Annotated in this window: 12 protein-coding genes; 11 read left to right on the forward strand and 1 reads right to left on the reverse strand. The window is 65.3% G+C overall.

The features are described from left to right. The first annotated feature begins 47 nt into the window (after positions 1–47). The 10 genes from GFK26_RS02585 to GFK26_RS02630 all read left to right on the forward strand — a co-directional run bounded on the left by GFK26_RS02585 (position 48) and on the right by GFK26_RS02630 (position 10,238). Positions 48–1,256: a CaiB/BaiF CoA transferase family protein gene (locus GFK26_RS02585; protein WP_153280714.1), complete on the forward strand. Its 1,209-nt coding sequence runs from the start codon at positions 48–50 to the stop codon at positions 1,254–1,256. Between the two features lie 44 nt (positions 1,257–1,300). Then, the gene (locus GFK26_RS02590) at positions 1,301–2,299 is read left to right on the forward strand and encodes a Bug family tripartite tricarboxylate transporter substrate binding protein (protein WP_153280715.1); all 999 of its coding nucleotides are present in this window, start codon (positions 1,301–1,303) and stop codon (positions 2,297–2,299) included. 47 nt (positions 2,300–2,346) lie between these two features. Next, positions 2,347–4,299, forward strand: coding sequence for an acyl-CoA synthetase (locus GFK26_RS02595; protein WP_153280716.1), 1,953 nt, complete (start codon positions 2,347–2,349; stop codon positions 4,297–4,299). Between the two features lie 53 nt (positions 4,300–4,352). Next, positions 4,353–5,351, forward strand: a complete 999-nt coding sequence (locus tag GFK26_RS02600; RefSeq protein ID WP_153280717.1) for a Bug family tripartite tricarboxylate transporter substrate binding protein — start codon at positions 4,353–4,355, stop codon at positions 5,349–5,351. A 37-nt stretch (positions 5,352–5,388) separates the two neighbouring features. Beyond that, on the forward strand, positions 5,389–6,138 hold the full coding sequence (locus GFK26_RS02605) for an electron transfer flavoprotein subunit beta/FixA family protein (RefSeq protein WP_153280718.1): 750 nt from the start codon (positions 5,389–5,391) through the stop codon (positions 6,136–6,138). A gap of 2 nt (positions 6,139–6,140) precedes the next feature. Beyond that, entirely contained in the window at positions 6,141–7,073 is a 933-nt protein-coding gene (locus GFK26_RS02610; RefSeq protein WP_153280719.1) for an electron transfer flavoprotein subunit alpha/FixB family protein, read from the forward strand. A gap of 15 nt (positions 7,074–7,088) precedes the next feature. Further along, positions 7,089–8,060, forward strand: a complete 972-nt coding sequence (locus tag GFK26_RS02615; protein ID WP_153280720.1) for an NAD(P)H-dependent flavin oxidoreductase — start codon at positions 7,089–7,091, stop codon at positions 8,058–8,060. 470 nt (positions 8,061–8,530) lie between these two features. Then, positions 8,531–8,758 carry a hypothetical protein gene (locus tag GFK26_RS02620; RefSeq protein WP_228121878.1) on the forward strand — a complete coding sequence of 76 codons (228 nt, stop codon included), beginning with the start codon at positions 8,531–8,533 and terminating at the stop codon, positions 8,756–8,758. A 258-nt stretch (positions 8,759–9,016) separates the two neighbouring features. After that, entirely contained in the window at positions 9,017–9,397 is a 381-nt protein-coding gene (locus GFK26_RS02625) for a cupin domain-containing protein (RefSeq protein ID WP_153280721.1), read from the forward strand. A 331-nt stretch (positions 9,398–9,728) separates the two neighbouring features. Next, positions 9,729–10,238 (forward strand): DUF1993 domain-containing protein, encoded by a 510-nt coding sequence (locus tag GFK26_RS02630; protein WP_153280722.1) that lies wholly within the window; start codon positions 9,729–9,731, stop codon positions 10,236–10,238. A gap of 206 nt (positions 10,239–10,444) precedes the next feature. Here GFK26_RS02630 and GFK26_RS02635 read toward each other — a convergent pair whose 3' ends face one another. Next, on the reverse strand, positions 10,445–10,681 hold the full coding sequence (locus GFK26_RS02635) for a hypothetical protein (protein WP_062471033.1): 237 nt from the start codon (positions 10,679–10,681) through the stop codon (positions 10,445–10,447). Positions 10,682–11,051: 370 nt separating this feature from the next. On the opposite strand from GFK26_RS02635, the gene GFK26_RS02640 reads away from it, so the two are divergent. Then, positions 11,052–12,518, forward strand: a complete 1,467-nt coding sequence (locus GFK26_RS02640; RefSeq protein ID WP_153280723.1) for a PLP-dependent aminotransferase family protein — start codon at positions 11,052–11,054, stop codon at positions 12,516–12,518. Positions 12,519–12,560 lie beyond the last annotated feature (42 nt).

Raw genomic sequence — 12,560 nt, forward strand, 5'->3', positions numbered from 1 at the left:
ATGCCGATGCAGATGCGGGGGTCTTTCGTTTTCCTGGAGTTGTTCCCATGCCCTCGCTGAATTCCTCGCTGCCGCTCGCCGGCGTGCGCGTCCTCGATCTGTCCCGCATCCTCGCCGGCCCGTGGTGCGGCATGGTGCTGGCCGACATGGGTGCCGAGGTGATCAAGGTCGAGCACCCGGGCCGCGGCGACGACACGCGCGACTGGGGCCTGCGCGTGGGCAAGACGGAGACCGCCTACTTCAACAGCGTGAACCGCAACAAGCGCTCGGTCACGCTCGACCTGCAGACGCCCGAAGGCCAGCAGATCGCACGCGACCTCGCCAAGCAGTGCGACGTGGTGCTGCAGAACTTCAAGTTCGGCGGCATCGACAAGCTGGGCCTGGGCTACGAACAGCTGCGCAAGGAGAACCCGGGCCTCATCTACTGCTCGATCTCGGGCTACGACCGCACCGGCCCCGAGGCCGCACGCCCCGGCTACGACCTCGTGGTGCAGGGCGAGGCCGGCCTGATGGCGCTCAACGGCGAAGCCAACCAGCCGCCGCTGAAGTTCGGCGTGGCCGCCGTCGACCTGTTCACCGGCATGTACTCGGCGCAGGCCGTGCTGGCCGCGCTCTACCAGCGCGAAAAAACCGGCACGGGCCGCCACATCGAGATGGCGCTGTTCGACTGCGGCCTCATGATCACTGCCTACTACGGCCTCGAAGCGCTGCTGATGGGCGAAGACCCGCCGCGCTACGGCAACTCGCACCCGTCGATCGTGCCCTACGGCGTGTTCGACGCGGCCGACGGCCCGCTGGTGATCACCGTGGGCAACAACGCGCAGTTCTCACGCTTCTGCACTGAAGTGATCGAGCGCCCCGACCTCGCGGCCGACGAGCGCTTCAAGACCAACATCCTGCGCTCGGCCAACCGCGCCGTGCTGCTGCCCGAGCTGCACGCCGAGCTGGCCAAGCGCCCGCGCGCCGCGCTGCTCGAAAAGCTCAACGCCTCGGGCATTCCCTGCGGCGAAGTGCTGGGCCTGCTGGAGGCGCTGAACTCCAAGCGCGCGACCGACGCCGGCCTGGTGACCAAGCAGCCGCACCCGGTGGCCGGCGAGGTCGACGTGCTCGCGCCTCCCTACCGTTTCGATGGCGAGCGCCTGCCCGTGCGCAGCGCGCCGCCCACTTTGGGCGAAGGCACGCACGACGTGCTGAAGTCCCTGCTCGGCCTGTCGGATGAAAAGCTGGCAGCGCTGAAAACGAACGGCGTTGTCTGATCGCACTTCGCGAAGACAACGTCCGCATTCCTGAAGAGAAGTCCATGGCCTTTCCGTTTTTCCGTACCCCCCGCAATCCCGTGCGCCGCGCCCTGATCGCGCTGGCCCTTCCCCTTCTGGCCGGCAGCGCCTTCGCCCAGGCCTGGCCGACCAAGCCGATCACGCTGGTCGTGCCCTTCCCGCCCGGCGGCCCGACCGACGTGGCCTCGCGCATCGTGGCGCAGAAGATGTCGCTGTCGCTCAAGCAGAACATCCTGGTCGACAACCGCAGCGGCGCCTCGGGCACCATCGGCGCGGCCTTTGCGGCCAAGGCCGCACCCGACGGCTACACCTTCGTGATGCTGGCCACGCCGACGCTGCTGGCCTCGCACCTGTACGGCACCGTGCCGTACGACATCTTCAAGAACTTCACGCCCGTGGGCACGGTGTACGACCTGCCGATCGTGATGGTGGTGAACCCGAAGGCGCTGCCCGGCGTGAACGGCCTGCAGGACCTGATCGCCAAGGCCAAGGCCGACGGCGGCAAGCTCAACTACACGACCGCCGGCGCCGGCAGCTTCGGCCACCTGACGACCGAGCAGCTGAAGAACATCGGCAAGTTCGAGATGCAGCACGTGCCTTACCGCGGCAGCGCGCCCGCCGTGACCGACCTCATCGGCGGCCAGGTGCCCGCGATGTTCTCCGACCTCGTGGCCGTGATCCCGCACATCCGCGCCGGCACGCTGCGCCCGATCGCCGTGGGCTCCGGCAAGCGCGTGAGCCTGCTGCCCGACGTGAAGACCGTGGCCGAGCAGGGCTTCCCCGGCTTCGACGCGACCTCGTGGGGCGGGCTGCTGGCCCCGGCCGGCACGCCGCAGGCCGTGGTCGACCGCATGAGCGCCGAGCTGAAGAAGGCGCTGGCCGACAAGGAAGTCGGCGAGAAGCTGCAGAGCGTGGGCTCCTTCGCGGCCTACGGCACGCCGGAACAGACCGCCACGCGCATGCGCCAGGACTTCGAACGCTGGGGCAAGGTGATCCGCGACAACAAGATCACGAACCAGTAAGACGCGGACCCGCGTCCGCAGCCGGTAAGACGACCTAAGGAGACACCATGACAACAGGCAACGACAAGAACAACAACAACGTCATCGGCACACCGTTCCGCCCCCGGTTTCCGGTGCGCGGGCTCGACGACATCCGCGCGCTCGAAGCAACGCCGCTCGAAGAAGCGCTCACGGTGCGCAGCACCTACGAGCTCTTCCGCAATTCCGGTGCGGCCTTCGGCGACAAGACCGCGCTGACCTTTCTGCGCAGCGGCAACCCGGCGGATGAACCCATCCGCTGGTCGTATGCGCAGCTGCTCGCGGGCATTCACCAGACCGCCAACCTGCTGCACACGCTGGGTGTGGGGCCCGACGATGCGGTCGCGGTGCTGCTGCCCGGTTGCCTCGAGTACCACCTCGCGCTCTGGGGCGGCGAGGCGGCCGGCATCGTGCAGCCGCTGAACCCGCTGCTCACCGACGAGAAGCTGGTCGCGCTGATGACCGCGGCGCGCGCCAAGGTGCTCATCGCCTACGGCTCGGACAGCGAATCGGGCATGTGGTCGAAGGCGATGCGCCTGCGCGGCCAGGTGCCCACACTCACCACCGTGCTGCGCGTGGCGCCGCACGACGAAGCGCCGGGCGCTGCGGGGGCATTGCCTGGAGGCGTGGCCGAGTTCGACGTGCTGCGCGCCGCGCAACCTTCGGACCGCCTCGTGAGCGGCCGCGACATCGCCCCCACCGACATCGCCGCCTACTTCCACACCGGCGGCACCACGGGCGCGCCCAAGCTCGCGCGCCACAGCCACGGCGCGCAGGTGTTCACCGCCTGGGCCAGCGTGCAGCTCGCGGGCATGAACGAACAGGGCATCTCGATCAACGGCTACCCGCTGTTCCATGTGGCGGGCGTGCTGCCGGCGTCGCTCTCGGCGTTGTCGGCGGGCGTGGAGGTGATCATTCCGACGCCCTCGCTGCTGCGCAACAAGGAGGTGCTGGCCAACTACTGGAAGCTGGTCGAGAAGTACCGCCCGACCTCGCTGTCGGCCGTGCCCACGGTGCTCGCCGCGCTGGCCAACGTGTCGCTGGACGGCGCCGACATCTCGTCCATCACCTACTGCCGCACCGGCGCCGCCGTGCTCGCGCCCGAGCTGGCCGCGCGCTTCGAGCGCCTGTTCGGCCTGCACGTGCACGAGAGCCTGGGCATGACCGAGATGGCCGGCATCTCGACCATCACGCCGCCCGGCGTGAACGGCCCCGCGGGCTGCGTCGGCTTCCGGCTGCCGTATGCGCAGGTGCGCATCGTGGCGCTCGACGAGAACGGCAACGCCAGCGACCGCGAAGTGGCGCAAGGCGAGACCGGCATGGTGCTGTTCAAGTCGCCCAACGTGTTCTCGGGTTTCGTCGATCCGGCCGACAACGCCAAGGCCTTCACGGCCGACGGCTGGCTCGCGACCGGCGACCTGGGCTGGATGGACGCCGAAGAGCGGCTGCACCTCACGGGCCGCTCGAAGGACCTGATCATCCGCAGCGGCCACAACATCGACCCCAAGACCATCGAGGACGCGCTGGGCGCGCACCCGGCCGTGCAGCTGTGCGCCGCCGTCGGCGCCCCCGATGCCTACGCGGGCGAACTGCCCGTGATCTTCGCGACGCTGGTGCCCGGCGCCTCGGCCACCGAAGACGAGCTGCTGGCCTTCACTTCTGCACGCGTCGACGAGGCGCCCGCGCGCCCCAAGTGGGTGTCGGTGATCGCCACGATGCCGATGACCAACGTCGGCAAGATCTACAAGCCCGAGCTGCGCGCCATGGCCGCGCGGCAGGTGGTGGCGACCACCGTCGCCGAGGTCTGCGCGGCACTCGGCCTGAGCGATGCGGCGCAGCCTGCGGTAAGCACGGAAGGCGAAAGCCTCGTGCACGTGCAGATCGACGCTGCCGCGGCAGGCACGCAAGCCGCGACGCTGCAGGAGCGGCTGCAGAAGGCCCTGGAGCCCCTGCCATTCAAGACGCGCATCGCACTGAAGTGAGCGACCCGCTTCTTCTTCGACACGATTTTCTGAAACCGAACGGGAGACAACCCATGACCCATCAAGCCTCGACCCGCCGCGCCCTGCTGTGCGCTGCCGCATCGACCGCCGCGCTGTTCGCACTGGCCCCCGCGCATGCGCAGGCGCCCTATCCGAACAAGCCGATCCGCCTCATCGTGCCCTTCCAGGCCGGCGGCGCGACCGACGTGCTGGCGCGCGTGCTGGGCCAGAAGATGGCGGCCAGCATGGGCCAGCCCATCGTGGTGGACAACAAGCCCGGCGCGGCCGGCATCATCGGCACCGACATGGTCGCCAAGGCCGCGCCCGACGGCTACACGATCGTGCTGTCGCTGAGCAACTCGCTCATGACCAACGAGTTCTTGTACGACAAGCTGCCCTACGACACGCAGCGCGACCTGACGCTGGTCTACCAGATCGCGATGGCGCCGCTGGTGCTGGTGGTGCACCCGAGCGTGACCGCGAAGACCGGGCCCGAACTGCAGAAGTACGTCGTCGCGCACAAGGGCAAGGTTGCCTACGGTTCGTACGGCGTGGGCGCCTACCCGCACCTGGCCGGCGCGCACATGAGCCTCACGCAACAGGCCGACATGAACCACGTCGCCTACAAGGGCGAGGCACCGATGGTGCAGGACCTCATCGGCGGCCAGATCCAGATGGCCTACGCCAGCGCGCTCGCGGCCAAGCCGCACATCGACGCGGGCAAGCTCAAGGCCATTGCCGTGACCGGCGAGCGCCGCATGAGCACGCTGCCCAACGTGCCGACGATGGCCGAGCAAGGCCTGAAGGACGAGGCCTACCGCGTGACCGGCTGGCTCGCCATCGCCGCGCCCGCGAAGACGCCCAAGGCCATCGTCGACCGCATCGCCGACGAAGTGCGCAAGGCCACGCAGCAGCCCGACGTGCGCGAGCGTGTCGCGGCCATGGGCTTCGAGATCAAGGACAGCTCGCCCGAACTCTTTGCAGCAGCCTGGAAGCAGGAGCGTCCCGTGTGGGAGCGCCTCATCAAGCAGTCGGGCGCCAAGCTCGAGTAACCCCTTTCCCATTTTTTGTCATTCAAGAGGAACAGCCATGAAAGTTCTGGTGCCTGTCAAACGGGTCGTCGATTACAACGTGAAGGTGCGCGTCAAGAGCGACGGCACCGGGGTGGACATTGCCAACGTCAAGATGAGCATGAACCCCTTCGACGAGATCGCTGTCGAAGAAGCGGTTCGGCTGAAGGAAAAGGGCATCGTGACCGAAGTCATCGCCGTCTCGTGCGGCGATGCCAAGTGCCAGGAAACCCTGCGCACCGCGATGGCCATCGGCGCCGACCGCGGCATCCTGGTCGAGACCACCGAAGAGCTGCAGCCCCTCGCGGTTGCCAAGCTGCTCAAGGCACTGGTCGACAAGGAAAAGCCCCAGCTGATCATCCTCGGCAAGCAAGCCATCGATGACGACGCGAATCAAACGGGCCAGATGCTGGCTGCCTTGGCCGACCTGCCGCAAGCCACCTTCGCCTCGAAGGTCGATCTCGCAGCCGACAAGGTCACCGTCGCACGCGAAGTCGACGGCGGCATGGAAACGCTGACGCTCACGCTGCCCGCCGTCATCACGACCGACCTGCGCCTGAACGAGCCGCGCTACGTGACGCTGCCCAACATCATGAAGGCCAAGAAGAAGCAGCTGGACATCTTCAAGCCCGAAGACCTGGGCGTGGACGTGAAGCCGCGCCTGAAGACCCTCAAGGTCAGCGAGCCGCCGAAGCGCGGCGCCGGCATCAAGGTGCCTGACGTTGCAACGCTGGTGGACAAACTGAAGAACGAAGCGAAGGTGATCTGAACATGACCGCACTTGTTATTGCCGAACACGACCACGCCAGCATCAAGCCGGCCACCCTCAACACCGTGACTGCAGCCCTGGCTTGCGGTGGCGACGTCCACATCCTCGTGGCCGGTGCCAACGCCGCTGAGGCCGCCAAGGCCGCCGCGCAGATCGCCGGCGTGTCCAAGGTGATCGCTGCCGACAGCGCCAGCCTCGCTGAAAACCTCGCCGAGAACGTCGCAGCCCAAGTGCTCGCGATCGCCGGCAACTACAGCCACATCCTGTTCCCCTCGACCGCCAACGGCAAGAACGTCGCTCCGCGCGTGGCCGCCAAGCTGGACGTGGCGCAGATCAGCGACATCACCAAGGTCGACAGCCCCGACACCTTCGAGCGCCCGATCTACGCCGGCAACGCGATTGCCACCGTGCAGAGCACCGACGCCACCAAGGTGATCACCGTGCGCACGACCGGCTTCGATGCCGCAGCAGCCACCGGTGGCAGCGCTACCGTTGAAACCGCTGAAGGCGTGGCAGACAGCGGCAAGAGCAGCTTCGTCGGCCGTGAAGTCACGAAGAGCGAGCGCCCCGAACTGACCGCCGCCAAGATCATCGTCTCCGGTGGCCGTGCCCTGGGCAGCGCCGAGAAGTTCACCGAAGTGATGGCGCCGCTGGCCGACAAGCTGAATGCAGGCCTCGGCGCCAGCCGCGCAGCCGTCGACGCAGGCTACGCCCCGAACGACTGGCAAGTGGGCCAGACCGGCAAGATCGTCGCGCCGCAGCTGTACATCGCTGCGGGCATCTCGGGCGCCATCCAGCATCTGGCCGGCATGAAGGACTCGAAGGTCATCGTCGCGATCAACAAGGACGAAGAAGCACCGATCTTCTCGGTGGCCGACTACGGCCTCGTGGCCGACCTGTTCACGGCCGTGCCGGAACTCGTGAAGGCGCTGTAAGCGGCGGCGACAACGATGAAGACCCGCATCACCGAACTGCTCGGCATCCGCTACCCCATCATCCAGGGCGGCATGCAATGGGTGGGCCGCGCCGAGCTGGCCGCGGCCGTGTCGAACGCCGGCGGCCTCGGCATCCTCACCGCGCTGACGCAGCCCACGCCCGACGACCTGCGCCACGAAATCGAGCGCACGCGCACGATGACCGACCAGCCCTTCGGCGTGAACCTCACGATCCTGCCGGCGGTGAAGCCGCCGCCGTATGCCGAGTACATCCAGGCCATCATCGACAGCGGCGTGAAGATCGTGGAGACCGCGGGCAACAGCCCGAAGGACTTCATCGAGGCCCTGAAGCGCCACGACGTGAAGATCGTCCACAAGTGCACCTCGGTGCGCCATGCGCTCTCGGCCGAACGCAACGGCGTCGACGCGGTGTCGGTGGACGGTTTTGAATGCGCCGGCCACCCGGGCGAAGACGACGTGCCCGGCCTCGTGCTGCTGCCGGTGGCGGCGCGCAAGCTGCGCATTCCGATCATCGCGTCGGGCGGCATCGCCGACGGCCGCGGCATGGCCGCCGCGCTGGCGCTGGGCGCCGAGGGCATCAACATGGGCACGCGCTTCTGCGTGACCCAGGAAGCGCCGATCCACGACAACATCAAGCAGGCGCTGGTGGCCGCGACCGAGCGCGACACCAAGCTGATGTTCCGCACCCTGCACAACACGGCGCGCGTGTTCCGCAACGCGATCTCCGAAGAAGTGGTGGCCACCGAACGCCGTCCGGGCGGCTGCGAGTTCGAGGACATCCGTCCGCTGGTGGCCGGCGCGCGCGGCCGTGCGGCGCTGGAGTCGGGCGAGGTGCACAACGGCGTGGTCTCGGCCGGCCAGTGCATCGGGCTGATCGACGACATCCCGACGTGTGCTGAATTGCTGGAGCGCATGGTGCGGGAGTGCCGCGAGCATCTGGACCGGGCGCGCAGCTGGATGAACTGAGGGCTTCAGGCTCTGCCGCGCTCCCGCCGACGGGGTACCTTGCTCCGCGAATGTCCCCCGGGGCTGCGCCCCTCCTCCTTGATTTCGCTGCGCAAGGCACCCCATCGGCGTGAGCGTTCAGAGCCGCTTCGGGCTGATGCGGCATCGGGCCCACGAGGTCCGTGCGCGGCGCGCCGCAGAAGCTGCATTTGTTGGCGCTCGCCGAGACTTCGTGCCGCATGAACCGGCTGCTTCGCCGGGTTCTTCTCTAGAGTGAATGCCCCCTGTCACTCGACACCCCACCAAGGGAAGAAGAAAGGCGCCATACCCCCACCACCCAGATGTTTGAAGGCTGCTTGCCTCGCGGCAGGTCGTCGGTGCGAAAGCAGCGATGCAGATGCGAGGTATCAAAAGGCGACGGCCAGGGCGTTACTAGCACCCCAGCCGTCTAACCAAGTTCGTGCAATCACCTCTCAAGGAACCGCACAAAAATGGCTACCAAGACTATAGCCCGGCCAACTACGCCGGTAGCTTCCGAAGACAACGCCCAAGACCCGGCGGATCTTCTCGAAAACACCCTCTCGCAACTCGAAGCGCTCCTGTGGGTCTGCCATGGGGAAGAGATCGACTGGTGCAGCGGTGACGGGCCTCGACAACTGGACAACGTGCTTTGGCTTGCGGCTGAACTGGCTCGCAAGGCGGGGCGCTGTTTCAGCTGAGCGAGAAGGCGCGACGTGGGGCGCTTGAGACTGGCGGTTAGCGGCTGGTCTGCGGGCCGCAGGGCGCTGGTGGTGGACGAAGATTTTCTGTAACTCGGCTTACGCAAACTGCCACATGACGCTCACTGCAAGGAGCGCACTGCCGCGCAAGAAATAGATCGCTGCAAGCGTGGCCCAGGACTACCATTCCATCGTTCACGTGCGGTTCGGCACGAGACTGCCGCGGACTGGTTGCTCACTCGTGCGAGGAGAGTCGCGATGGCAAGTCCAATGCATGTCAACAAGCTTCAGACGAAATCCCATGACGAACCGGATGAGGTTCGGGAGCCCGAAAAGACCCGGGTCGAAGTGGTCCGCCTCGAGGGCTACACGCTCGGACGCTTCAAGTTCGAGCCCGGGTGGCGCTGGTCGAAGTGCATCAAACCGGTCGTGGGCACGGACAGTTGCCAGGTGGCTCACGTCGGGTATGCGGTGTCCGGTCGCATCACCGTGCAAATGAATGACGGCTCGCAGACTGTCATTGAGGAAGGCATGTCGTACACCATTCCGCCGGGTCACGACGCATGGGTCGAAGGCAACGCTCCGTTCGTCGGCTTGGAGATGATGAGCGCAGAGGAATACGCAAAGTCCAAGAGCTGACCCGAGGTGAAAGGCCTGGCCGACTGCGCAGGTGTCGCGCAGCAGGCCGGCGTCGACCGCCGGCGTTTGGCCGATAGCACCCGTCTGAAGCAGACATGCCCGACGGCAACTATGCAGCGATCGCGGTCTGTCGTGCGTCTGCAATTGACGTCCGCTTCTTGCTGCTGAACCGCCCCTTCAACGCGGCGGCTCCGACTACGAGCGGGAAGAAAATCTGGCCACAAAAGCCGGGGCGATTCAGTTCGCCCTGTGCTGTTAGCCTTACATGGTCGGCAGGGCCTCTGCCACGCCAACTCCGGCCATCGCGCCCAATTCAAGAAGTGAACTCACCATGACCAGCCCGCTGTACAACGCCTCCGTTCCCGTCATGCAGCAGATGCTGCGCGCCCTGTCCGACGTGCTCAAGAAGGCCGAAGACCAGGCGACGCAGAAAAATATCGATCCGAATGCGCTGCTGCAGGCACGGCTGTTCCCTGACATGTTTCCGCTGCTACGTCAGGTACAGATCGCCGCAGATTTCTCCAAGGGCATTGCCTCCCGCCTGGCGGGTGCCGAGGTGCCGTCCTGGCCCGACACCGAGGTCAGCTTCGCCGATCTGCAAGCGTTGATCGCCAAAGCTTTGGCCCATATCGGCTCCTTCAAGCCTGAGCAATTTGATTCAAGCGAGAGCCGCGAGATCGTATTGCGCCCCGGCACCCCCAAGGAAAAGAAGCTGACCGCAAGCGCCTATCTTCTGAACTATGGACTGCCGCAGTTTTTCTTCCATGTGACCACCACCTATGCCATCTTGCGCCACAACGGTGTTGAGATCGGCAAGCGCGACTACATGGGTGCCTACTGACCCAAGACGGACAGGCGTTCAGCCACTCTGGCCACTGCCGCTCGACCAGCGCCTTGCACCAGGCCTGCGGGGCCCCAGGACTTCCGCTTCCGTGATGCTCCGGTCGATGACTTTCTCCTTGGCGGCGGCCGGCAAGATTGCCCCTGCGATCAGGAGGTCGTGCCGTTGGTCGCACCGTATCCGGGCTATCGACCGAAAACTTCCAATCACTGCATGGCCAGGTCCAGACCCATCCAATTGCAAAATTCAAAGGTGAGGAAGAGCACGAGGAACGCAGAAGCGACGAACGCCCCGCCCACCTTGATGGATGTCAGTACCACTGCAGCTGTCTTTTGATTCTTGTCCTTCTGTCCCCGTTCGTAATGCCACTTGACGGCTAAGTACATGCCCACGCTGAGCACGAGAACTTTGAAAATAACAAAAGAGATAGGGATTGAATTCATGATTGAAGGGATATCAATGGGTGACAGACGGCGAAGTGCCCGAGTGCGGCGAGTAGCTCAATAGACCGCTGAAGAAGCGGAAATCAATCAATCTCACGACACGGTTGCGGTGAGCTAAATGGGCGTCCGCAAGGCGCGTCGAAAGGCACGCAAGACATGGGTCGAAAGGCGGAGCGGTCCGCCTGCACCACAGAAGCACTCTCATCGTGCTGTCGAGTGTTCATCTTCCAGGCTGATACGTACAGAACCAGATCAGCTGAAAATTTTCGTATCAGATGCAAGGAGGCCGGTAGTCGCGCCGGGGCAGGCCGACGCCTGATATGACAATCTCTGGAGCGGTCCAGAACGACCGTATCAGAAAGAGATGCCCATGAACCGCTACGAGAGGCTTGCCGACAACATCGCTCAGCGTATTCGCGCGGGTAGCCTGAAGGCGAACGATCGCCTTCCCTCCGTGCGCGAACTGAAGTCGCAAATGGGCATCAGTGCGTCCACCGTGTTCTCTGCTTACTACCTGCTGGAGGCGCAAGGGCTTGTCGAAGCTCGGCAGCGGTCGGGATACTTCGTTCGAGCGGGCGCGGAAATGCCGGCCAACGAACTCGCCGCCAGCGAGCCTGTCCTGCGGTCCATGTCGGTCGACGTCTCGTCGCTTGTCTTTCAGGTCCTAGCACAGGCTCGCGAGCGCGATATGGTCCCGCTCGGCTCGGCCTTTCCGTCGCCAGAGCTGTTTCCCTTCGAGCAACTTGCCGCCGGCCTGACGCGAGCGCTCAAGCGGATGGATCCTTGGCAGACCGTCGAAGATTTGTCTCCAGGAAACGCCCAATTACGCCATCAGATCTCCCTGCGCTACGGCAGCGTCGGGATGGATGTTCCAGCATCTGAACTGGTCATCACCAGCGGGGCGATGGAAGCACTCAATCTTGCGCTCGAATCGGTGACGCAGCCAGGCGACCTCGTGGCGATCGAAACACCAACCTTTTATGGTGCGTTGCAGGCACTGGAGCGGCGCGGTCTTCGCGCGGTCGAGGTTGAGACCCACCCGCGAACGGGCGTAGATCTCGACTCTCTTGCTCGCGTGATCGACCAGCATCCGGTGAAGGCCTGCTGGTTCATGCCGACCTTCCAGAATCCAATGGGCTGCACCATGAGCGACGCAGCCAAAGAGCAACTGGTCAGCATGCTCGCCACCCGCGCCATACCGCTGATCGAAGACGACGTGTACGGCGAGCTCGCGCATGGGGCTCGGAGACCGCCACCAGCCAAGGCCTGGGACCGGGATGGCTGGGTGCTGCACTGCAGTTCTTTCTCGAAATCCCTGGCACCCGGATATCGCATCGGTTGGGTCGCGGGCGGTCGCTTTGCAGCCACTTTGGGTCGCAACAAGTTGATGAGCTCGCTGGCGACGGCACTCCCTTCGCAACTGGCGTTGCAGGAGTACCTGCAACACAAGAGTTTCGATCGCCACCTGCGCGCCCTGCGGCATTCGCTCAGCCGCCAGCAGGCTGCATGCTTGCGATTTGTCGATCGATACTTTCCGACTGGAACGCGGGTCACGCGCCCCGAGGGTGGCTATTTCCTGTGGCTCGCGCTGCCAGAAGGTGTCGACTCGCTCGCACTGCACCAGGACGCTCTTCGGCTCGGCATAGGCGTAGCGCCGGGCCATCTGTTTTCAGCCGACCGCCGATACACCCGGCACCTGCGCATCAACTACGGGTATCTCGGCGACCCGCGCTTGGAAGGGGCTATCAGGAGTCTTGGAGATCTCGCCAACGCGCAGCTGAAATCTACAACTGGGAAATCGGGGCCAATCTTCGAGCAACGTTCGTCGAGACCCTAGTTAGCGTCAACGCAGGTCGAGGTCCGCCGCCTTCGACTGACT

The organism is Variovorax paradoxus (assembly GCF_009498455.1).
GTDB lineage: Bacteria > Pseudomonadota > Gammaproteobacteria > Burkholderiales > Burkholderiaceae_C > Variovorax > Variovorax paradoxus_H.